A 20,862-nucleotide genomic window follows, 5' to 3' on the forward strand; every position below is an offset into this window, starting at 1 on the left:
CGTAGCCAGACCTACGCAAAACGCTCACGACAGGTTCGGCAGGTCTCCGCGTGCGAGGGCTTCGGCGAGGGTGGGGGCGGCTGTGTCCTTGTCGGAGAGCTCGTAGGTCAGTGGTGTGCCGTCGCGTCCGGTGGTGGGCCAGTCGATGCCCAGCGCGGGGTCGAGAGGGTTGATGTCGCGGTCCAGGGCCGGGGTGTACTCCAGCGAGCACAGGTACATGACGGTCGAGTTGTCTTCCAGGGACAAGATGGCGTGGCCGAGTCCTTCGGAGAGGAACACCGCTTTGCGGTCGATGTCGTCGATCAGCACCGAGTCCCATTGCCCGAACGTCGGGGAGCCGACCCGCAGGTCGACGATGACGTCGAGGAACGCTCCGCGGGCGCAGGTGACGTATTTCGCTTGCCCGGGCGGGTTGGTGGTGAAGTGGATCCCGCGGAGCACGCCGGCGGCGGAGACCGAACAGTTCGCCTGCTTCAACTCCAACGCTCGACCGGTGGTGTCCTCGAAGAGGCCGGCTTTGAACCATTCGAAGAACACGCCGCGGTCGTCGCCGAACTGGCGTGGGGTGTATTCGTAGGCACCGGCGATGCTCAACTCACGAAAGGTCATCGGTTCCCTCGGTCGATCAGATCGAGCAGGTAGGTGCCGTAGCCGGATTTGACGAGCTTCTCGGCGCGCACGCGCAGTTCGTCGTCGGTGATGAATCCGCGTCGCCAGGCCACTTCTTCGGGGGATCCGATTTTCAGGCCTTGGCGTTGTTCGATGGTGCGCACGTAGTTCGAGGCGTCGAGGAGGGAGTCGAAGGTGCCGGTGTCGAGCCAGGCGGTGCCGCGGGGCAGGACTTCGACCTGGAGGCGGCCGGCCTCCAGATAGTGGCGGTTGACGTCGGTGATCTCGTATTCCCCACGGGCGGACGGGGTGAGGTCGCGGGCGATGGCGATGACGTCGTTGTCGTAGAAGTACAGGCCGGGGACGGCGTAGTTCGATTTCGGTGCGGCCGGCTTTTCTTCCAACGAGATGGCCTTGCGGTTCGCATCGAATTCGATGACGCCGTAGGCGGTGGGGTCGGAGACTTCGTAGGCGAAGACGGCTCCGCCGTCGATGGTCTCGAAGCGGGACAGTTGGGTTCCCAGGCCGGGGCCGTAGAAGATGTTGTCGCCCAACACCAATGCCGCGGAGTCGGTGCCGATGTGCTCGGCTCCGAGGACGAATGCCTGGGCGAGGCCGTTCGGCTCGTGCTGGACCTTGTAGGTCAGGGAGATACCGAATTGGGAGCCGTCACCGAGGAGGCGGGTGAACTGGTCGGCGTCCTGGGGGGTGGTGATGATGAGGATCTCGCGGATCCCGGCGAGGATCAGGGTCGAGAGCGGGTAGTAGATCATCGGTTTGTCGTAGACCGGGACCAGCTGTTTGCTGACGCCCATCGTGATCGGATGAAGACGCGAGCCCGTGCCGCCCGCCAGAATGATTCCCCGCATGAGAGCGCAGTCTTCCAGACCCTCCGGTCCGCCGCTCGATTGTGCTGTTCCGTTTCCGCTGCGTGAGCTCCGAGGTGCACCTACGCTCGCCGCATACCCAGCCTTCCGAGAGAACCGAGGACAACAATCGTGACGAGCCGCACCCAGATCGAAACCGGTATCAGCCAGGTCACCGCTCTGCTTTCCGCAGTGACCGAGGACGAACGCGCATCGGCCACGCCTTGCACCGACTGGACCGTCGCCGACCTGACCGACCACCTGGTGCACACCGCGACCAATTTGGTGACGATGGCGCGGGGCGACGAGATCGATTGGTCGGCGTCGCCCGAACCGTCCTCGGACCCGATTCCCCTGTGGACCGAGAGCACCCGCGAACTGTTGGCCGAGATCGACGCAGGTTCACCGCTGCCACTCGGCATGGTCGCTGCGGAATTCTCGGTGCACGCGTGGGACCTCGCGACCGCACTCGGTCGCGGCACCGATGATCTCGACCAGACCGTTCCGGAAGAGGGAATGGTGTTCATGTCGGCCAACATGACCGACGAACGGCGAGGCGGCGCTTTCGATCCTGAGCAGCCGGCACCCGACGACGCAAACGCGTACGAGCGCCTGGCGGCTTTCGCCGGGCGCACAGTTCAGCGCTCCTGAAAAGTTCCAACGGCGCTCACTCCCATGGAATTCGATAGGGCTGAGACAGGACTTCCGTCGTCGATGTCGGCCATTCCAACGGCCACACGATCTGCGGATCGGCTTTGAGCTCCTCGACTTCCGGTGGTACCGGGTCCGCGTCCACCTCGATTCGTTCCCAACTGCCGTCACCCGACGCGACGCGGCTCGCGTAGTGGATCAGGTCGGCCGACGCTCGCGGTGATGACGACAGGCGCACGAGCAGTTCCGTTGTGACGGTGCGGGTTTTCGCTGGAGCCTTCAGGTCGGTGTCGAGGGCTCGCACACGCGTGGCCTCGAGCTCGCCGCAGGATGCCATCAGACGGTCGTATGCGGGTCGGGCGTGCGGAGGCAGGGACTCGATCATGCGTCCCGCCATGGTTCGTCGCCGGTTCCGACGGAGAAGTCCTCGTCCGGTGTGTCGAGTACTGGTCGGATGTCCGCTGTCTTGCCCGCTTCGACGGCTTGCTCGCCGTAGTCGAGGAAGTCGTTCAGCGGCCGCAGTGTGTCGTCGATCTTCTGGCCCACCTGGCCTTCGGGGTCGCCGAGCGCGTCGAGGAATGCTCCGAAGTCGTCGACCACCTTTTCGATCTTCACGATGAGTTCTATGGTCAGATCCATTGCTGTCCAGCATATTTCGATGATGCTTTCGACCTGCCATGCTGTACCGACCACCGGAACCTTCTTGAGCATGACCTTCAACGCACCGCGGGCGTTGTCGACGGCCACTTCGGACTCGAGTAACTCGACGATTTTGCGCACCACTGCCGAGGCGGCTTCGCGAAGCTGGTCGGAGATTGCCGCACAGATCGCAGAGATCGTTCGTCCGGCCGGACCTTCCCATCGCATTGCGGCCAGTTGCCGGTCGGCGTAGTCGGTGAATGCCTGTGCGGCAGCGCCGTTCCAGTAGCCGTCGACGCGGCGCACCCCTGCAGCCAACGACTCTGCTGCGGCTTCCATCGCGTCACCCGCGATCTCGTACGCCTGACCGATTCGACGGATTTCGTTCCAGTTGCCGGTGATCGGAATGGTCGCCTCGTTCAGTGGGCTCCACCCGGAGAGCTCGAAGATCGTGCGGTCGATCTCGCCGAGCCACTCGGAGGCATCGGCGAGTACGTCGCGGAGGTCGTCGAGCACGGGATTCGTTGGTGGGTAGTCGATCCCGTGGGGCCGGCCGTAGTCGGCGGGTCCTTCGAATTCGTCCACGTGCCCGACCGCGGCACGATCCGAACTGCCGCGGTCGATGCCCGGTAGTGGCGGAAGTGTCGTGTGAGTGTTCAACAGGTCGTAGTTTCGCTGATCCTGATCGGCGTACAGCCACGCAGCCTTGTTCAGTTCGACACCCATCTCGCCGCAATTGGCGGACAGGTGAACCTGCCGAGTGCGTGTCAACTCCTGGAAGCCGGCGAGATACGGCTGGAGTCGCTGCAGAATCTGCCCGACCACGTTCTCGCTCAGGCCCGCATTGTCGATCAGATAACGATGACTGGCCAGGGTCGACGCCGATGCGATCGAGAAGATTGCCGAGACCGGCTATTTCCGAGGAATTAGCGTAAAGAGGTTCGGTCATTGCACTGGACTCTTTCGAAGAGTGGAGATAAGGCTGTCGACGTCCTCGTCGTTCAGCGCATCCTCGACGTCCCGGTCGGCCAGAACTACGAAGACCGCCACCTCTGCTGTGGCGAAACCGGTTGTGGTGACCACGTCGAATGTTGCGCTGGGAGGTGGGCAATCAGGCGTGTCGGGTATGTCTTCGACCGAGGCTGAGTAACGGACGGCCGGCTCACCGTCCACTTCCAAGTACCGAGGGTCGCTGATCCGAACAGTAGGTGTTTCGGATCCGTCTCTGTTGGTGAAGATCATCGAGGCCTTATGCACCTCTTGAAACGCGAGCACCGTCAAGTCTCCGACGCGTCGACCGGTCATCCCTGTGATTGCCGAGGTCTGAAATTCGCCACCTTCGCAGTCGAAGCGCCCGTGCAGCCCCAGCGCGCCGTATGTAGCGGTGGACCCGTCCTCGCCGGTCCACTCCGAGAACGCGTCGTACTGATTCTCCCAATCCGCCGGTATTTCGTAAGTCCAGCCGAATTTGGTGGCAATGGGCTGCGGCTGCCCGGCGGGTACCTCGATTTTCGGTGGCGGACGGTTCATCGAGGGAAAGCCCGGCGGCAACGGCGGCGGCGATGTCGTCGAGCCCGTGGGTTTCGGTGACACCGGCGGCAGAACCTGCACACCCTCGTACGGTTCAGGCACCGGAGGTGCCAGCTGCGGAATTGCCCAGATGATCCCGAACAGCAGCGCTACCGATGCCGCGAGACGAATCAGAATTTTGCCGAGACCCATTGACGTACTCCCCCCGAAGTCGAACAGAAGCTAGCACGCGCGCCCGACAAGAACGGCCCGCACGAGTCTCCACCGGTAAAGTGCCTGTTCATGAGAATTCTTGTCACGGGTGGGGCCGGGTTCATCGGCGCGAACTTCGTACATCAGACCCTCGCGCAGCGCCCCGACTCGCAGGTCACCGTGCTCGACAAGCTCACCTACGCCGGCAACAAGGCATCCCTCGAGCCAGTCGCCGACCGCATCGACTTCGTGCACGGTGACATCGCCGACGCCGACCTCGTCGACCGCCTCGTTCGCGAGACGGATCTGGTCGTCCACTTCGCCGCCGAATCGCACAACGACAACTCGTTGACCGACCCGTGGCCGTTCGTGCACACCAACGTCATCGGCACCACCACGTTGCTCAATGCGGTCCGCGAACACGACGTCCGCTACCACCACATCTCCACCGACGAGGTCTACGGCGACCTCGAACTCGACGATCCGGCACGTTTCACCGAATCGACCCCGTACAACCCGTCGAGCCCGTACTCCTCCACCAAAGCATCGAGCGACCTGCTGGTGCGCGCCTGGACCCGATCGTTCGGGGTCCGCTCCACCATCTCCAACTGCTCCAACAACTACGGCCCGTACCAGCATGTGGAGAAGTTCATCCCGCGTCAGATCACCAACATCCTCAGCGGCTCCCGCCCCAAGCTCTACGGTGCCGGGCAGAACGTGCGCGACTGGATCCACGTGGACGACCACAACAGTGCCGTCTGGGCCATCATCGACGGTGGGCGCATCGGCGAGACCTACCTCATCGGAGCCGACGGCGAAGCGAACAACCGCACCGTCCTCGAAGCGATCCTCGAAGAAACTGGCAACGCACCCGACGCCTTCGACTTCGTCACCGACCGCCCCGGCCACGACCTGCGCTACGCCATCGATTCGACCAAGCTCCGCACCGAATTGGGATGGACGCCAACCTATGTCGACTTCCGGGCCGGCTTGAAGGCAACCGTAGACTGGTACCGCGACAACGAGCAGTGGTGGCGACCGCAGAAAGACGCCACCGAAGCGGTCTACGCGACGAAAGAATCCGTACTGCCCTGAAGCATGGACTAGCTGCTGCGCGACATCCGGTGGCGCAGTAGCAGATACACCGCGCGACGCATGAACGACGTCATCAGAGCCTTGGCGTTTCCGATGCGTACGTCGCCGTTGGACAGCAACGTCGGATCGCTTGCTTGCAGCGAGCGATGGAAGTCCGCCGCCTGACGGGCCTGCTGGGTGGCAAGCTCGACGCTCCATTGTCCCGAGTTGATGCGGAACGACGCCAGTGGCTGTGGGATGGCGACGATGTCGCCGCGCAGGGCGACCGCGATGAAGGTGGCCTGGTCGATCAGATAGGGGTGGCTGTTGTCCCACAGTCCGATGTCGCGTAGCTCCGACAGCTTCATCATCACGCCGCCGGGCTCACCGAAGATGTTGGCACCGGCTCGAACTGCAGTTCTTGCCGCTACTCGCCCCGACACCCTTCCCTGCAGTCCGCCGAGCCCGCGGGCGGCGATGACCGTCTTGCCGTAGGCGTCGATGAGGGTGCGCTGCGAGGCGACCAGAACGGCGGCCGGGTTGTCGTCGAATGCCTGCACCTGGATGGCCAGCGCGGTGGGCGCGATGGTGTCGTCGCCGCACACCAGTTTGATCAGATCGCCCGTGGCTTCCTCGGTGACGCGGTTCCAGTTGGCCTGTGCGCCACCACCGGCCGGGGTCGTCAGAACACGGATGCGGGGGTCGTCGAACTTCTCCGCGACGGCGAGGGTGTCGTCGGTCGACGAGTGGTCGGCGATGACGAGCTCGAAGTCGGTGAACGTCTGGGCGAGAATCGAATCGATGGTCTCGGCCAGGTATTCGGCGTTGTTGTACGCCGGGACGACGACGGAAACACGGGGGGTCATGGTGTGGGGGCCTGGCTCTTTCTGCGAAACGAGAAGTCGCGGTAGCCGAAGAAGCTGACGACTGCCATCACTGCTGTGACGACCAATTGTGAAGGGATGGGCGGAAAGTGGAGCACGGATACGGCGATGGTCATCAACGATATGTTCGCCAGGAACGCGCCGAAGTTGACGACGAAGAACCGCAGCAGATCTCGCAGGAAGTGCCCGCGCACGCGGAACACCAGGTAGCGGTACATCGCGAACGCGCACAGCACGTTGCACAGATAGCCGAGGACGATGGCGGCGTGGTAGCCGTACTGCTCACCGATGAGCAACTGCCACAGGATGAACCACGCGGTGCCCAACCCGGTGTTGACGCCGCCGACGAGCAGGAATGCGATCTTCTGATTCTTGACGATGCGCATCAGGGGCCCGGGCGCACCGCTCATGCCGGCCGGGGGAGCGGGAGTCTGCGATTCGGTCATCGGCCGACCGCCAATGCTTGACGCGTCGCGAACAACGTCGACGCGATGCCTGCAGGCAACGTTCGATGGGTGCGACGATCGATTTCCGGCCAGACCGTCGACCGCAGTCGCAGATCGCGGCCTTGGAAGGCGGCGAGGGGAGATGCCGCGAGCACCACGTTCGGCCGTCGGCGAAAGACTGTCCGGCACGCTCCGAGGATCGAACCGATCGTGACGGCCTCACCGGAGGCGAAGATCTTGACCGTCGGCGGAAGGTGTTGCCCGGCAGACATCTCGAGGGTGTCGGCCACCATCTCGGCCGCGTCGGACACGTAGAGATAGTCGCGCAGCGTATCCATTGGCACAAAGATCGATACGGGCGAGGCCATCAGGTATCCGCGGCACAGGTGTGAGATCAGGCCTTGCGGTTTCGCGAGATTCTGACCCGGGCCGTAGAGGTTCGCAAAGCGGCCGATCACCACATTGATGCCGGTGCGTTCACCGAACTCGGTCGCGATGGCTTCGGACTGCAGCTTCGCGAAGCCGTAGTCGCCCAACGGAACCGGCTGCGTTCCTTCATGATGCGGCGCTCCGAGTGCGCCCGCGTACACGCCGCCTGCGGACGAGGCGAGGAAGACCGTTCCGGTGTCGGCGCGTTCGGCGGCTACTGCTTCGATGCGCGAGAGGACTGTGCGAATCAGCTCGTTCTCCTGAGCGAATTGCGCTGCGCTGGTGCCGTTCACACCCGCACCCGCGGCCCAGATCACGTTCCATGCACCGTCGTCGAACGAGTCGAAAAATTCCGAACAGCGTTGCAGCAGAGCTTCTTCGGCCAATGCCTTGTTCGTCCAAGGGATCGTGCTGGTGTGCACGCGATGCCCGCGGCGTTGCACCTCCCGGGTCGCTGCTGCGCCGAGTAGGCCGCCGCTGCCGACGATCCAGGTGTGCGTCGCGGTCACGTCGAGGGTGTGTTGTCGGTCGACTGTGAATTCTCGACTGATTCTGCAGGCGCGGTGCGTCCGAGTGGGCCGTTTCCGGGATCGGTGACGATCAGGTACGGCGGCTTACCCATGGCGGTCTTGACGTTGACGCCGACGTACTCGGCCACTACTCCGAGTGAGAACAGGGTTGCCCCGAAGCCGAACAGCAGGATCACCATGGTCGATGCCCAGCCTCGCACCTCGGCACCCGAATCGAACACGAAGTACGAGATCAGCACGTAGGCCACGAGAATCAGGCCGAGCAGCGCGAAGGCGAGGCCGATGAAGCTGACCATTCGCAGTCCCTTGGTGCCGCTCGAGAGCACCATCCGCCAGAAGTGCGAGAGCAGTGTCCGCAGTCGGTAACCCGATCGACGATCAACTTCCTCCCGCAAAGCGACCGGACTCGTCGAGACGTCGCCTGCGATCCACCCCAGTGCAATGTCGAGGTAGGCCTCGGAACCGGCATACGCGGCGACGGAACGACCGACTTCACCGAGCACCAGGCGGTAGCTCTGGTAGTCGACGGTGTTGTCCCCGGCCAGAGCCTTGGCAATCAGCCACTTCGAACCGCGGGAGGCGGCGTTACGCCACAATCCGTGCGGTGCGACATTGGTGGGCTTGGCGTAGACCACGGTGGACTGCCGGTCGAGGGCGGTATCGAGCATGCCGCCGATGGCCGCCGGGTCGTGTTGACCGTCCTCGTCCATGGTGACGATCCACTCGCCGCCGCTCGATGCCATACCGGCGAGCGTGGCTGGGTGTTGGCCGAAGTTGCGACTGAGCCATACGCCGCGAACGAACGTGTGCGCAGCGGTGAGCTGCCTAATGACGGCAGCGGAGTTGTCGGGTCCGTGATCGAAGACGAGCAGAACCTCTTCGACGATCATCGGCCGGCCGAGGGGAGTGTGCGCCACCTGGGTCAACGGAATGATCTCGTCCATCAACGCGCTGAGTGTCCGCTCGCCCTGATAGACCGGAACCACGATGGAAATGCGGTGCGGATCAGCAGTAGCAGCGTCGTCGGACATCACGAGGTCTGAGCCTATCTGCTGGACGTCGTACTGCCGAACTCCGGAGAACTCGAGCTTCTGCGCCGTCGCACATCGAGCACCACCAGGCCGATCAGCACCAGCACTCCGCCTGCCATCGCGGCCAGTCCGAGGCGTTCACCCGGCGGCCGGAAGGTGATCTCGAGGTCCGCGTTCTCGGTGCCGGGCGGCAGGTCGACGTACAGGAAGATGTCGGCCAAGCCCTTCGTCTGCAGCTCTTCACCGTTCAGCGTCGCGGTGTACCCGGGCCACGCCAACCGCGAGAAGACGACGCTTCCGCCGTCGGGTGCACTGACGTCGACGTGCTCGGAGTCGGCGTCGGAGCTGCGGGGTTCGGCTGTGGCGTCCACCGTCGCGACGACGCGTCCGGACGTCGAGGGAATCAGCCCGTCGACACGTTCGAGGACGAAGACCTGGCGAGCCGACTCGGGGGTGGGTGCGGTCACCCACTGCCAGCCTGCGGGCGCGGGTTGGGAATCCGCGAACGGATACTGCAGCTTCTGCAGAACGACGCGGTCGAGTTGCATCAGATCCGCGTAGGTCTTGCCGGTGTACGGCTCGATCTCGAACAGTCGGCCGAAGGCGTCCGTGCAGGTCGATCCTTCGTGCTCGAAGCACAGCAGATTGGCGAAATCGAGGTAGCCGACGGGGGTGTAGGCGTTGACGTAGTCCAGGCCCATGACCTTGGCGGAGTTGCCGTACACCTGGGAGTGCCACGGCAGCTGGGGGTCGTCCGGCCCGTCGGCCTGAGTTTCGGTCAGAGCGCGGCTGCCGAGTTGCAACGTCGAGCCCTGCCATTGCGGGAATTGCGCCTTGGCTTCGGACTGAGATGCGGGCAGCCACCATTTGTCGAACGGCGGCTCGTAGGTTGCCACCTGGTACATCGCAACCGGCGCGATCGTGACGAGGAGCAGCGCTGCCGTCGCCCGGGTGGAGAAGCGGTGGGCCAGCAGCAGCGCGAGTGCGCCGACGAGCAGGATCGCCAGCGCGGCGAGGATGTGGCGGCCGAAGAACTCCGGTCCCGAGGAGCCGGCGCGCAGCAACAACACCAGTGTCAACAGACCGGCCGCGAGCAGCCGGGGCCGCAGCTTGTCGAGAGTTCCGTATCGACTGATCAGGGTGACCACGAGAATCAGCGCGACGATGGCGACGAAGGGAAGGATGCGCGCGGGCCAGCGGATGGGGCCGATGTCGCTCGGCCCGGCTGTGAAGACCAGCGCGAACGCCAGCAGAATCAGCGGTGCGGCCAGCTCACGCAAGGCCGCGGGCACCCGACGCCACGCGATGAACGCGAGCGCGGGGACGACGAACCAGGCGATGTAGGTGACCGGCGACTCGGTGGTCTCGCCCGCCCACGATTCGATGCTCGTCACGGCCGTGGGGATGCTTGCGGTCAGCGATTCCGACCACGGTGCCGTCAGGAAGTTGTCGTTGAACGTTCCCTCGTCACCGCTGCGCCAGGTGACCGCCGAGGTCAGTACTCCAGGGAGGAAGGTCACAGCCCCGCACGCGGCCGCTGCGATACCGACACTGCACACCGTCAGAGCGGGACGCCACAGGCGTTGGAACAGGCGTTCGCCGATCGCGACGGAGCCGATCATCACGCCGGCCATGACCGCAGCGTGTACGTAACCCACGCTGATGGCCAGGTAGAGGAACACGAACGGCACGATGGGGCCGCTGCGGCCGCGGGCGTATTTCACCGAGCTCGCCCACGCGTTGGTGATGTACGCGGTGCCGATGAGTGCGGTCACCCACGAGGTGTTCTCGAAGAACAGGGTGAAGCCGACGAACGGTGCACTCGCGCCCGCGACGGCGGCCCAGTTGGCGCGCGCTCCGTAGGTGAGTGCGACGCGATAGACGCCCCAGGCCAGCAGGATCGAGAAGCCGAGTTTGACCACCGTTGCGAGCAGTACCAGGTCGTCGATGGACGGCGAGATGTAGTTGATCGCCATCTGCACCGGGTTCCACAGACCGCCCTGGCCCTCGACGGGATAGTTGCCCGCCATCCACTGATCGAGCACGAGGGACGGAAAGTGGCCGTCGCGCATGATGCGCCCGAGCTGAAGCCAGTTGGGAATGGCTCCGGATTCGGTGTCGTCGATGTAGAAGAAGCGCGGGTCGACGCTGAGTATCAGGAGATAGCCCAACACGACGACTGCGGCGATCGCCGCGCCCCATACGAGGCGCTCTCGTTTGCCGTCGGGCAGAGAGCCGCGCGCGATCTGGGTATCCGTGGTGGGCAAGGTCAACTCCGTGAGTTCGGGCAAAGACACCCGACTCTAGCTCTCGAGGTGCCCGGTAACCGAAACGTCGAGTCGTGCACGACGCCGATGTCTGCAGCAACGCGGCTATTGCGAGTGATCACTCTCTAAGTTAGAGTGTCGGCATCCTATGACGGAGGTCACATGAACGCGAACATCCCTTTTGACGTCGTCATCACCGGCGGCACCGTGTACGACGGATCCGGCGGCCCGGGAGTGCGAGCGGATGTGGGCATCGTCGACGGTGTCGTGCGGGCCGTGTCGGCCACACCGCTCGAGGCGGGCGCGACGACCGAGGTGGTCGATGCCACCGGCAAGTGGGTCACGCCGGGCTTCGTGGACGTACACACCCATTACGACGCCGAGGTGCTCGTCGGGCCGGGTCTCGAGGAGTCCGTCCGGCACGGGGTCACGACGGTTCTGCTGGGGAACTGTTCGTTGTCGACGCTCTACTCCACCCCGGTCGACATCGCAGACCTGTTCAGTCGGGTCGAGGCGCTGCCGCGCGATCATGTGCTCAAAGCGGTCGATACGCACAAGACGTGGAACAGCCCCGACGAGTACATCGCAACGCTCGAGCGGCTGCCTCTCGGCCCCAATATCGCAGCGCTGGTGGGTCATTCGGATCTGCGCGCGCACGTGATGGGCCTGGACCGCTCGACCGATCGCAGTCAGAAGCCCACCCGTGAGGAATGGCGCGCCATGTCCGACGCGCTCGAGCAGGCACTCGATGCCGGGCTGCTCGGAATGTCGACCATGACGAACCCGTGGGACAAGTTGGACGGGGATCGGTACCGGTCTCGGTCGTTGCCGTCCTCGTACGCGCGGTGGAGTGAGTTCCGTGCACTCCACAAGATTCTGCGTCGACGCGGGCGGCTGTTGCAGAGCATCCCGAACCTGAACACCAAGTACGACATGCTGTTCTTCCTCGCCTCGGCCACCGGGATCGGCCGCACTCCGCTCAAGATCTCGCTGCTTGCCGCGGCGGACGCCAAGGCGTCGCCCTGGATTCATCGTGTCTTCGGTCCACTCGCTCGGATGGTCAACGGGCCGGGCAAGGGGCAGTTCCGCTGGCAGCACCTGCCCACCACGTTCGACGTCTACTCCGACGGCATCGACCTCGTGGTGTTCGAGGAGTTCGGCTCCGGCCGTGCAGCTCTTCATCTACGAGAAGAGTTGGGCCGCAACGAGTTGCTCTCGGACGAGGCCTACCGCCGCTGGTTCCGTGCCGATTTCGAGAAGAAGTTCAGCTCACGCGTCTGGCATCGAGACTTCGCCGACGCCGAGATCACCGAGTGCCCCGACGCGTCGGTCGTCGGCAAGAACATCGCGGAGGTCGCGGCCCAGCGTGGTGTGCACGTGGTCGACGCGTTCCTGGATCTGGTGGTCGAGCACGGCCGAAAGCTGCGCTGGCACACAACGGTTGCCAATCATCGCAAGCGGCAGATGGACAAGCTGATCAATCAGCCCGGGGTGACCGTGGGATTCTCCGATGCCGGTGCGCATCTGCGCAACATGGCGTTCTACAACTTCGGCATCCGGTTGCTGCACCGCGTGCACGACGCACGCAACGATCGACGGCCGTTCATGACCGTCGAAAAGGCGGTGCACAAGCTCAGCGGCGAGTTGGCCGACTTCTACGGTGTCGACGCCGGACACCTTCGGGTGGGCGATCGTGCCGACATCGTCGTGATCGACCCGAAGGGTCTGGACGAGGAGGTCCTGGCCTACCGGGAGGAGACCATGCCGGAGTTCGGTGGCCTGAGTCGAATGGTCAATCGCAACGACCGCGCTGTCACCGCCACCCTGGTCGCGGGCCGAGTGGTGTTCTCCGGCGGCACCTTTGCGCCGTGGTTCGGTGTGTCGGAGCGGGCAGGTAGCTTCCTGCGGGCAGGCACTTCAACGGCTCCTCGTCGCCGGGAGCGTGTGTGAGCCCGAGTCAACAGCAGCGCCGCACCGAGACCATCGGAAAACTGCTCGACGCGACCATTGCGTCGTTGTGCGAGAAGGGCTACGCCGCAACCAGTGTCAGCGAGATAGTCAACCGCGCGGGGGTGTCGTCCGGTGCCATGTTTCGGCATTTCGACACCAGGCTCGACCTGATCGTCGCAGCGGCCGACGAGGTTCGCCGACGTCAGTTCGTGGAGTTTCGCCGCGGCCTGTCCGGTTTCGGCAGCGCGTCGATCGAGCACTGCCTCGAACTGCTCAGGGCTGCGTGCCGCGCCCCGATCAACGGGGCCTGGTACGAGCTGCTGACCGCCGCCCGCAGCGACGAGGAGCTACGAGAGAGACTGCAGCCGTTCACTGTTCGATATCACGAGCAGATAGGTGAACTCGCACGAGCGCTACCGGTCGCCGGCGTGATCGATCCACGGCATCTGGAAACGGTGATCTTCACCGTGGTGCATCTACTCGACGGTGAGGCGTTGGCGGCCGTGGTCCATCCGCAGCCCGAGCAGGAAGCCATGCGGCTGAGAATGATTGCTCACCTGTTGCGCGGTGGCACTCTGCACGCCCTGACGGACGCAGGATGACGGGCTGGACGGTACGCACGTCCGGTGCCGAGCTTCCCGTATTCGAATACGGAAACCCGTCCGCGCGCTCGACGGTACTGCTGGTGCACGGCTATCCCGACAATCATCACGTGTTCGATCCGCTGATCGCCGAGCTCGCCGATACGGTTCGGGTGATCGCCTACGACACGCGAGGCAGCGGAGCGGCCGTGCTCGAGCCTGCGGCGGACGTTGCCATCGAGCAGCTGGCGCGAGACGCCTTCGCGGTGGTCGAGTCGATTCCGGGGCTCACCGGCAAGGTGCACGTCTTTGCTCACGACTGGGGGTCGGTCCAGATGTGGGAGGCGATGGCCGCTCCTCGGGCAACCACCGCCTTCGCGTCGTACACGTCGGTGTCGGGGCCCAGTCTGGATCATTTGCGGCAGGTCGCGCGGACGCGGCTGGTGCGGCCGCAGCGTTGGCCGTCGCTCATCGGGCAGCTGGCACGGTCCTGGTACGTCTTCGGGTTTCACCTGCCCGTGGTCGGCACCCGGGTACCTGCTCTGTTGGCGCGACTGGGTGCCGAGGGTGACCCGACCCCGACGGTGGCCGACCAACAGCGCGGCATCGCCCTGTACCGCGCGAACGTGCTGCGGCGTGTGCTCCGCGGGCCTGCTGCGCGGTGCGTCGTCCCGACCACCGTGGTGGCTCCTACACACGACCGCATGCTGTCGCCGAACCTCACCGACGGTCTGGATCGATGGATCCCCGACCTGCGCGTCGTCCAGGTCGACGCAGGCCACTGGTGGCCGTACACACACCCGGTCGATGCTGCTCGCGTGCTGATGGACAGGGTTCGGGACGCGGAGTAGACGGCGAGCGTCGGACGGTTCGGCCGTGGGCTGTGCAACCATGGTCAGTGGTCTTCTTCTCTCCACGGCCTCACAGAGCCACTACTCGAACTGGATGGGGTATTTCTCGGTATGGACGGCACTGCTCTCGATCGTCTCGGCTCCGCATCGGATGTGTCCGCTTCTTCCGGCGGTGACAGCCGGTCCGAGCTGACTGTTCAGAGACTTCTGTTCGACGGCCCGTCGCCCCTGGTCAGTGCCGATATGTACAGCTCCGTCGGCAAGGGCAATGCCGAACGCACCCGCACCGGCGCGCGGATCGGCAAGCGCAGCGTGCTGCACACGAACAGCTATTTCGGACGGTTCCCGGCCAGCTACTGGCAGCGGTGGACCTCGGTCACCGAGGTGGTCTTCCAGGCGAACGTCTCCGGTGCCGGCCGAGTCGATCTGGTTGCGACCGACTACAAGGGCCACGAGCGCACGATGGCCAGCACGACGGTGGACTCCGCGAACGCGTCGACTCAGTTGGCCGTACCGGTGGCCACCACGCAGTTCCTCGACGGCGGCGCGCTGTACGTCCGCTTCACCACCACGTCGACCGAGTTGTCGGTGCAGGACGCCGAGTGGACCGTCGCCGCGCCCGAGAAGCTGCGACCCACCTCGGTGGTGATCTGCACGTTCAACCGCGCCGACGACTGCGCCAACACCGTTGCCGCGATGGCGGACGACCCGATTGCGCTGCTCGGTGTCGACAACGTCTACGTGATCGATCAGGGCACCGATCAGGTGCAGACGCGGGAGAAGTTCCAGCGCGTGGCGGCCGAGCTCGGCGACAAGCTCGTCTACATCACCCAGCCCAACCTCGGCGGTGCAGGTGGCTTCACCCGTGGCCTCTACGAGGTACAGGGCAAGGGCGGCGATCCGGCCAACGTGATCTTCATGGACGACGACGTGCTGTGCGAGCCCGAGGCGATCGTGCGCATGAACTCGTTCGCCAACATGACCATCGAGCCCGCCATCATCGGCGCGCAGATGCTGTACCTGCTCCACCCCGACCGTGTGCACGTCGGTGCCGAGGTGGCGAACCTGCAGAAGCTCGAAGCCGGAATCCACGTCAAGAACGCGATCTCGGACAAGAGTGCGTTCAAGCGCAAGCGCCAGCAGGACGTCCGTGTCGACGCCGGATACAACGGCTGGTGGTCGTGCCTCATCCCGTCCGAGATCGTCGGACAGGTGGGGTACCCGTTGCCGCTGTTCTTCCAGTGGGATGACATCGAGTACGGATACCGCTCTCGCGCAAACGGATTCGCCACCGTCACGCTCCCGGGTGCGGCCGTCTGGCACGCCGACTTCGCGTGGAAGGACTGGGACGAGTGGCACCGCTACTTCAACCTGCGCAACGGCATGATCACCGCCGCCCTGCACATCGAACTCGACGGTAAGACGCTCGCGAAGCAACTCTTCACAGACCTGCTCCGCTACCTGGTGTCGATGCAATACGGCATGGCGTACACGCTGATCAAGGCCGTCGAAGACTTCTTGGCAGGCCCGGACAATCTGCTCGACGGCGGTATGGACGCCGCCGGTTCGATCCGACGCGAACGTGCCGCTTACGGAGAAACGAAGCGGCACAACGCGAACGACGTTCCCGGGGTGCGTCCGGCCGATATGTTCATCACCCCTGCGGGACCGCACCCGAAGAAGAGCATGGAATTCGCCGTGCTTGCCAAGCGAGTGCTCAATCAGTGGCGCGGGACGGTGAACCCCGGCCCCGTCGCCATCTCGGCCGACGACGCGCACTGGTGGCACGTCTCGCTGTTCTCGCACGCGATCGTCACCGACCGCTCGCAAGAAGGCGTCCGAGTTCGCAAGCGCAACAAGGCACATGCGTCCGAGCTGCTCAAGCGCGGAGTGACCGCACTCAAGCGTCTGCGCACCGAGACGCCGACGGTTGCCGCGTCGTACCGTGCCGCCGTGCCGAAGCTGACGAGCCGAGAGAACTGGGCTCGCCTCTACGGGCAGTAGCTAGTTCGATCGAAGCCTGGGTGCCGTACGAATCCGCACGACGACCTGTTCGTTGTCGGCGGTGTAGCCGAGGTAGTCGAACTCGGTGCCGGTGCGTGCGACGAATTCCGTCCACGCCCGGTACTCGTGGTTGCGCCAGCCGGGGAAATTGAAGTACTCGTCGAACACGATGACGGTGCCCACTGCGAGTCGGTCGGCCACCAGATCCAGCACGGTGACCGTCGAGGAGTACAGGTCGGCGTCGAGGTGCAGGAAAGCCAGCTTCTCGTGGTGGCCCTTCAGGAAGCCCGGCAGAGAATCCTCGAACAATCCCGGCACGATCTGCGCGCCCGGCACTTCGGGAATGCTCTCCTGCTCGAACAGTCCCTTCGGAAAACCGGTACGCCACGTCTCGGGTAGGCCCGAGAACACATCGAAGCCGGCGACGACGGTGATGTCCTTGCGCGACGCCAACTCCTCGGCGATGATCTCGAGCGTCGTGCCGCTGGCAACACCGAATTCGAGGGCCATGCCGCGGATGGAGACCTCGCCGAGTGCGAAGCGCAGCGTGGCGTGCGGCCGGAGGAAGGTCGGGGCCTGCGGCATCATCTCTTCGGCGAACTCGGCGCTCTGCGCGGCAGCTTCGACGTCGGAGGCATAGGGGATGTCGCGACGCATGCGCATCTCGAGACCGCGGATGAAGGCGTGCAGGTCGTCGATCTCGCGACGCTGGCGTTCGAGGACGTCGAGCAATTTCGCCTGTTGATCGTTGGTCTGCTCGGCCAGCTGGGCGGTCTGCTGTGCCAGAACCTCGCCGATCGCTCGTTGAAGCTTCTCCCGTGCCGACGACTTGATGCGATCCGCGAGCTTCCGAGGTTCCGTCATGGGCACACGGTAGCGGTATCACGTGGGTGCGCGCACCCCTTGGAGGCAGCGTCAGGGTCGGCGGAAGTGTTCCCGACGCCCCAGCCCGCGCAGCCGGAACCACTCGGCCAGTCCCTTGGGATTGCGAGTGGTGATCAGGAAGAACCAGGTGAACCGAATCCACTCCTGCGGCAACAGCTTTCGCATGCCGGGCTGCGACATCAGGTAACCGCGGTTGCGGTAGGTGAAGTACCGCTTGGTCGCATCCTCCGGGTACTGCGTGTGCATCCGTCCACCGAGGATCGGCTTGAACTCCTCGGCCCCATTGGGGTGGACGTAGGCGGTGGTGAGGCACGTGCCGAACTTCAGGCCCGAGCGTTGCAACCGACGATGCACTTCCACCTCGTCGCCGCGCACGAACAGCCGCAGATCGGGCACGCCCACCGCATCGATCGTCGACGCCTTGAACAGCGCACCGTTGAACAGCGACGCAATACCCTCCAGAAGATCGTCGTTCGGATTCTCCGGGTCGATCAACTCCGACCGCAGCCGGCGCCACTCGACGCCGCGGCGGAGCGGGAACGCCAGCCGGTCCGGATCGTCGATGTCGCACACAACGGGGGAGACCTCGTCGAGGCCGTGGGCGAGGGCGCAGTCGTACAGAGTCTCGAGCACCTTCGGTCCCTCGGGGCGACCGTCGTCGTCGGCGAGAAACACCCAATCAGCACCAAGCGAAAGCGCATACAGAATGCCGAGGGCAAACCCGCCCGCGCCGCCGAGATTGTGCTGCGAGCCCAGGTACGTCGTCGGCAGGGCCGTCGACTCCACCAACTCACGGACAGCGGGCTCGTCGGCGTTGTCGACGACGACCAGATGATCGAGCGGACGCGTCTGCGCACCGATCACTTCGAGCGAGAGAGCCAACAATTCGCGCCGCTTGTGCGTGACGATAACCCCGATGATCCGGTCAGGCACCGGCTGCATCTTCCCGCTCGATCTCCTTCAAGATCTGCGCGACGTGATCGCCCGCGTCGTCGCCGTCGTATGCCCGCACCACTTCCTCGATGCCGCCCTGTTGCCGTACCTGGCCGTGATCGATCCACATCGCGGTGTCGCACAGCTGAGCCAGGAATTCGTTGGAGTGGCTGGCGAACACCAGGATTCCCGAGCGCTTCACCAACTGCTGCAGCCGATGACGCGCCTTCTTCATGAATTCGGCGTCCACGGCCCCGATGCCCTCGTCGAGCAGCAGGATCTCGGGGTCGATGCTGGTGACCACGCCCATCGCAACGCGCACCCGCATACCTGTCGAGTAGGTACGCAGCGGCATGTCGAGGTAGTCGCCGAGTTCGGTGAAGTCGGCGATCTCGTCCATCTTCGCGAGCATCTGCTTGCGGGTCTGGCCGAGGAACAGGCCACGAATGATGATGTTCTCGTAGCCGGAGATCTCCGGGTCCATACCGACGCCCAGATCGAACACCGGCGCGACGCGGCCGCGGATGGTGGCGCTGCCACGCGTCGGCTCGTAGATGCCCGAGAGCAGACGCAGCAGCGTCGACTTGCCCGCGCCGTTGTGACCCACCAGTCCGACGCGATCGCCGTCCTTCAGGTTCATCGTGATGTTCTTGAGTGCTTCGACGACGACGACGTCGGAGGAGTTGCGGTCGATGGCACCGCCGGCCTTGCCGAGGAATGCCTTCTTCAGTGACCGCGTCTTGGCGTCGAAGATCGGAAAGTCGACGCATGCGTCATGGGTACTGATGCTGATGGACAACTGCTGACCCCTAAACCCAGTAGGGCACGCGGGCCCGGTACTTCTTGAGAGCGAGAATGGCCAGCGCCCAGCCGACGACGGTGAAGCCGAGCACGATGTACCAGTGGTACGCCTGCTGATCCTCGCCGATCAGCGGGGCGCGGATGATGTCGAGGTAGTGGAACAGCGGGTTGATCTCCACGAGCTTGGCGCGGTTCGCGGCCTCGCCGCCCATTTGCTGCAGGCCCGATGTGGTCCACACGATCGGCGTCATGAAGAACATCAGCGTCACGAAGCTGCCGAGAATCGGGGCGATATCGCGGTAGCGGGTGGCGATGATGCCGAACAGGATGGACACCCACACGGCGTTGAGCAGGATCAGCACCAGCGCCGGGATCGCGAAGATCACGGTCCAGTGCAGCCCACCCTCGGGCCAGAAGATCGCGATGATGATCACGTAGATCAACATGTTGTGGCCGAGTAGCAGCAGTTGACGCCACACCAGGCGATACACGTGCACACTGAGCGCGCTCGGCAGCTGCTTGATCAGACCCTCGTTCGCGACGAAGACGTCTCCGCCTTCGAGAATCGCGGCACTGATGAGGTTCCAGATGATCAGACCGACGGTGACGTGCGGCAGAAACGAGCGCAGGTCGATGTCCAGGAGTACCGAATACAACAGACCCATGGCGATGGCCTGCACGCCGGTGGCGATGGTGATCCAGAACGGACCGATCACCGACCGTCGATAACGCTGCTTGATGTCCTGCCAGCCGAGATGAAGCCACAGTTCGCGCTGATTGAAACCGGTTCGCAGATCGCCGAACGCGCGCCGATAAGTCTGTGAGTCCGAAACCGGAGCAGGCATCTGTTCTCCTGCCTCGCTCTCGGGATCCTTCGCTGGTGCCGACACGACGGTCGACACTACCTGTCGAAACGCTCTAGCTCATTCCGCAGGCGCAACTCGCACCTTCTACAGGTACTGGCCGGTACCGCTGCCGCCCTGGCCGGCACCCGGTGCGGGCATCACACCGGGAGGCAACGCGCCCTGCCGCATCTGCTCGAGTTGGGCGCGGGCGGCCATCTGCTGCGCGAACAGTGCCGTCTGGATGCCATGGAACAGTCCTTCGAGCCAGCCGACGAGCTGCGCCTGTGCGATCCGTAGTTCCGCGTCGGTGGGGATGACGTCGTCCCCGAAGGGCAGCACCAGACGCTCGAGCTCGTCGCGCAGTTCCGGCGCGAGTCCCTGTTCGAGTTCGTGGATCGACGACTTGTGGATTTCCTTGAGACGCGTCCGGCTGGCGTCGTCGAGCGGAGCGGCGCGCACTTCCTCGAGCAGCTGCTTGATCATCGTGCCGATGCGCATCACCTTCGCGGGCTGCTCGACCATCTCCGACAGGCCCGACCCGTCGTCCGAATCGTCGTTCGCCGACGATCCGGCGGCGCGGGCCGCTGCGGCCGTCGCTTCCTCGCGGCTCAGGGCAAGCGGTTCTCCGTTGGGGCCGATCACAACGACGTGGTCATCGGGGGCACTGTTCGACTCGGATTGGGTCATGTATCCATCTTTACGCGTCGCTCGTCGTTGCGTGATCGTCCGGGGCGATTATCCTGGTTCGGTCGCCGGGAACAGTAGTTCGTCGAGAAAACAACCGGGGCTCGTCGGACAGATGTGGAAGCAGGGAGGGATCGAGCGTGCGAAGTGGGCAACCGTTCCCTGGCGAAACGGGACGTG

General features: G+C 64.4%; 21 protein-coding genes. 6 read left to right on the forward strand and 15 right to left on the reverse strand.

The genetic code is table 11. From position 1 onward, the window contains the following. Positions 1 to 24: 24 nt before the first annotated feature. Together BH93_RS02170 and rfbA are read right to left on the reverse strand one after the other, a co-directional pair. Complete coding sequence (locus tag BH93_RS02170; RefSeq protein ID WP_037174777.1) at positions 25 to 609, reverse strand: dTDP-4-dehydrorhamnose 3,5-epimerase family protein; 585 nt, start codon at positions 607 to 609, stop codon at positions 25 to 27. Beyond that, positions 606 to 1,478, reverse strand: coding sequence for a glucose-1-phosphate thymidylyltransferase RfbA (rfbA, locus tag BH93_RS02175; protein WP_037174776.1), 873 nt, complete (start codon positions 1,476 to 1,478; stop codon positions 606 to 608). The genes BH93_RS02170 and rfbA overlap by 4 nt, the downstream gene beginning before the upstream one ends. Positions 1,479 to 1,607: 129 nt before the next feature. Here rfbA and BH93_RS02180 point away from each other — a divergent pair, with 129 nt between their 5' ends. Further along, on the forward strand, positions 1,608 to 2,126 hold the full coding sequence (locus BH93_RS02180) for a maleylpyruvate isomerase family mycothiol-dependent enzyme (RefSeq protein WP_052065236.1): 519 nt from the start codon (positions 1,608 to 1,610) through the stop codon (positions 2,124 to 2,126). Between the two features lie 16 nt (positions 2,127 to 2,142). On the opposite strand, the gene BH93_RS02185 is transcribed toward BH93_RS02180, so the two are convergent. From BH93_RS02185 to BH93_RS02195, 3 genes are all read right to left on the reverse strand, one after another. After that, a complete protein-coding gene (locus BH93_RS02185; protein WP_155291017.1) occupies positions 2,143 to 2,511 on the reverse strand; it encodes a hypothetical protein in 369 nt (122 codons plus the stop codon). Next, the gene (locus tag BH93_RS02190; protein WP_242459099.1) at positions 2,508 to 3,590 is read right to left on the reverse strand and encodes a WXG100 family type VII secretion target; all 1,083 of its coding nucleotides are present in this window, start codon (positions 3,588 to 3,590) and stop codon (positions 2,508 to 2,510) included. Before BH93_RS02190 ends, BH93_RS02185 begins: the two co-directional genes overlap by 4 nt. Before the next feature lie 120 nt (positions 3,591 to 3,710). After that, on the reverse strand, positions 3,711 to 4,487 hold the full coding sequence (locus tag BH93_RS02195; RefSeq protein WP_052065234.1) for a hypothetical protein: 777 nt from the start codon (positions 4,485 to 4,487) through the stop codon (positions 3,711 to 3,713). 90 nt (positions 4,488 to 4,577) lie between these two features. Here BH93_RS02195 and rfbB point away from each other — a divergent pair, with 90 nt between their 5' ends. Continuing rightward, positions 4,578 to 5,582 carry a dTDP-glucose 4,6-dehydratase gene (rfbB, locus tag BH93_RS02200; protein WP_037174775.1) on the forward strand — a complete coding sequence of 335 codons (1,005 nt, stop codon included), beginning with the start codon at positions 4,578 to 4,580 and terminating at the stop codon, positions 5,580 to 5,582. An 8-nt stretch (positions 5,583 to 5,590) separates the two neighbouring features. Here rfbB and BH93_RS02205 read toward each other — a convergent pair whose 3' ends face one another. Genes BH93_RS02205 through BH93_RS02225 form a run of 5 tightly spaced genes read right to left on the reverse strand, consistent with a single transcriptional unit; the run spans position 5,591 to position 11,178 of the window. Then, positions 5,591 to 6,427, reverse strand: coding sequence for a glycosyltransferase family 2 protein (locus tag BH93_RS02205; protein ID WP_032381098.1), 837 nt, complete (start codon positions 6,425 to 6,427; stop codon positions 5,591 to 5,593). Next, positions 6,424 to 6,891, reverse strand: a complete 468-nt coding sequence (locus tag BH93_RS02210; RefSeq protein WP_037174774.1) for a GtrA family protein — start codon at positions 6,889 to 6,891, stop codon at positions 6,424 to 6,426. Before BH93_RS02210 ends, BH93_RS02205 begins: the two co-directional genes overlap by 4 nt. Then, the gene (locus tag BH93_RS02215) at positions 6,888 to 7,829 is read right to left on the reverse strand and encodes an NAD-dependent epimerase/dehydratase family protein (protein ID WP_037174773.1); all 942 of its coding nucleotides are present in this window, start codon (positions 7,827 to 7,829) and stop codon (positions 6,888 to 6,890) included. Before BH93_RS02215 ends, BH93_RS02210 begins: the two co-directional genes overlap by 4 nt. Further along, complete coding sequence (locus BH93_RS02220) at positions 7,826 to 8,881, reverse strand: glycosyltransferase (RefSeq protein ID WP_197914624.1); 1,056 nt, start codon at positions 8,879 to 8,881, stop codon at positions 7,826 to 7,828. The genes BH93_RS02215 and BH93_RS02220 overlap by 4 nt, the downstream gene beginning before the upstream one ends. A 14-nt stretch (positions 8,882 to 8,895) precedes the next feature. Then, positions 8,896 to 11,178 carry a hypothetical protein gene (locus tag BH93_RS02225; protein WP_242459100.1) on the reverse strand — a complete coding sequence of 761 codons (2,283 nt, stop codon included), beginning with the start codon at positions 11,176 to 11,178 and terminating at the stop codon, positions 8,896 to 8,898. A gap of 132 nt (positions 11,179 to 11,310) precedes the next feature. On the opposite strand from BH93_RS02225, the gene BH93_RS02230 reads away from it, so the two are divergent. From BH93_RS02230 to BH93_RS02245, 4 genes are all read left to right on the forward strand, one after another. After that, entirely contained in the window at positions 11,311 to 13,098 is a 1,788-nt protein-coding gene (locus tag BH93_RS02230; protein WP_037174772.1) for an N-acyl-D-amino-acid deacylase family protein, read from the forward strand. Then, complete coding sequence (locus BH93_RS02235; RefSeq protein WP_037174771.1) at positions 13,095 to 13,700, forward strand: TetR/AcrR family transcriptional regulator; 606 nt, start codon at positions 13,095 to 13,097, stop codon at positions 13,698 to 13,700. The genes BH93_RS02230 and BH93_RS02235 overlap by 4 nt, the downstream gene beginning before the upstream one ends. After that, complete coding sequence (locus BH93_RS02240) at positions 13,697 to 14,530, forward strand: alpha/beta fold hydrolase (RefSeq protein WP_037174770.1); 834 nt, start codon at positions 13,697 to 13,699, stop codon at positions 14,528 to 14,530. The genes BH93_RS02235 and BH93_RS02240 overlap by 4 nt, the downstream gene beginning before the upstream one ends. A 111-nt stretch (positions 14,531 to 14,641) precedes the next feature. Then, positions 14,642 to 16,534: a glycosyltransferase gene (locus tag BH93_RS02245; protein WP_037174768.1), complete on the forward strand. Its 1,893-nt coding sequence runs from the start codon at positions 14,642 to 14,644 to the stop codon at positions 16,532 to 16,534. Here BH93_RS02245 and BH93_RS02250 read toward each other — a convergent pair whose 3' ends face one another. The 5 genes from BH93_RS02250 to BH93_RS02270 are packed head-to-tail and all read right to left on the reverse strand — an operon-like array spanning position 16,535 to position 20,685. Continuing rightward, complete coding sequence (locus BH93_RS02250) at positions 16,535 to 17,398, reverse strand: TylF/MycF/NovP-related O-methyltransferase (RefSeq protein WP_037174767.1); 864 nt, start codon at positions 17,396 to 17,398, stop codon at positions 16,535 to 16,537. A gap of 51 nt (positions 17,399 to 17,449) precedes the next feature. Then, positions 17,450 to 18,361 carry a galactofuranosyltransferase GlfT1 gene (gene glfT1, locus BH93_RS02255; protein WP_037174766.1) on the reverse strand — a complete coding sequence of 304 codons (912 nt, stop codon included), beginning with the start codon at positions 18,359 to 18,361 and terminating at the stop codon, positions 17,450 to 17,452. Beyond that, complete coding sequence (gene wzt / locus BH93_RS02260; RefSeq protein WP_170944878.1) at positions 18,345 to 19,145, reverse strand: galactan export ABC transporter ATP-binding subunit Wzt/RfbE; 801 nt, start codon at positions 19,143 to 19,145, stop codon at positions 18,345 to 18,347. The genes glfT1 and wzt overlap by 17 nt, the downstream gene beginning before the upstream one ends. A gap of 16 nt (positions 19,146 to 19,161) precedes the next feature. Continuing rightward, positions 19,162 to 20,043: a galactan export ABC transporter permease subunit Wzm/RfbD gene (wzm, locus tag BH93_RS02265; RefSeq protein WP_032381189.1), complete on the reverse strand. Its 882-nt coding sequence runs from the start codon at positions 20,041 to 20,043 to the stop codon at positions 19,162 to 19,164. A gap of 60 nt (positions 20,044 to 20,103) precedes the next feature. Further along, positions 20,104 to 20,685: a bacterial proteasome activator family protein gene (locus tag BH93_RS02270; RefSeq protein WP_037174765.1), complete on the reverse strand. Its 582-nt coding sequence runs from the start codon at positions 20,683 to 20,685 to the stop codon at positions 20,104 to 20,106. Between the last annotated feature and the right edge of the window lie 177 nt (positions 20,686 to 20,862).

The sequence above is a fragment of the Rhodococcoides fascians A25f genome, assembly GCF_000760935.2.
Taxonomy (GTDB): Bacteria; Actinomycetota; Actinomycetes; order Mycobacteriales; family Mycobacteriaceae; genus Rhodococcoides.

Excerpts from the sequence above, each read along its gene's own strand:
- BH93_RS02195 (WP_052065234.1), bottom strand. The coding sequence starts at position 4,487 with ATGGGTCTCGGCAAAATTCTGATTCGTCTCGCGGCATCGGTAGCGCTG.
- BH93_RS02210 (WP_037174774.1), bottom strand. The coding sequence starts at position 6,891 with ATGACCGAATCGCAGACTCCCGCTCCCCCGGCCGGCATGAGCGGTGCG.
- rfbB (WP_037174775.1), top strand. The coding sequence starts at position 4,578 with ATGAGAATTCTTGTCACGGGTGGGGCCGGGTTCATCGGCGCGAACTTC.
- rfbA (WP_037174776.1), bottom strand. The coding sequence starts at position 1,478 with ATGCGGGGAATCATTCTGGCGGGCGGCACGGGCTCGCGTCTTCATCCG.
- BH93_RS02205 (WP_032381098.1), bottom strand. The coding sequence starts at position 6,427 with ATGACCCCCCGTGTTTCCGTCGTCGTCCCGGCGTACAACAACGCCGAA.
- BH93_RS02170 (WP_037174777.1), bottom strand. The coding sequence starts at position 609 with ATGACCTTTCGTGAGTTGAGCATCGCCGGTGCCTACGAATACACCCCA.
- BH93_RS02245 (WP_037174768.1), top strand. The coding sequence starts at position 14,642 with ATGGACGGCACTGCTCTCGATCGTCTCGGCTCCGCATCGGATGTGTCC.
- BH93_RS02230 (WP_037174772.1), top strand. The coding sequence starts at position 11,311 with ATGAACGCGAACATCCCTTTTGACGTCGTCATCACCGGCGGCACCGTG.
- BH93_RS02270 (WP_037174765.1), bottom strand. The coding sequence starts at position 20,685 with ATGACCCAATCCGAGTCGAACAGTGCCCCCGATGACCACGTCGTTGTG.
- BH93_RS02185 (WP_155291017.1), bottom strand. The coding sequence starts at position 2,511 with ATGATCGAGTCCCTGCCTCCGCACGCCCGACCCGCATACGACCGTCTG.
- BH93_RS02220 (WP_197914624.1), bottom strand. The coding sequence starts at position 8,881 with ATGTCCGACGACGCTGCTACTGCTGATCCGCACCGCATTTCCATCGTG.
- BH93_RS02240 (WP_037174770.1), top strand. The coding sequence starts at position 13,697 with ATGACGGGCTGGACGGTACGCACGTCCGGTGCCGAGCTTCCCGTATTC.
- BH93_RS02250 (WP_037174767.1), bottom strand. The coding sequence starts at position 17,398 with ATGACGGAACCTCGGAAGCTCGCGGATCGCATCAAGTCGTCGGCACGG.
- glfT1 (WP_037174766.1), bottom strand. The coding sequence starts at position 18,361 with ATGCAGCCGGTGCCTGACCGGATCATCGGGGTTATCGTCACGCACAAG.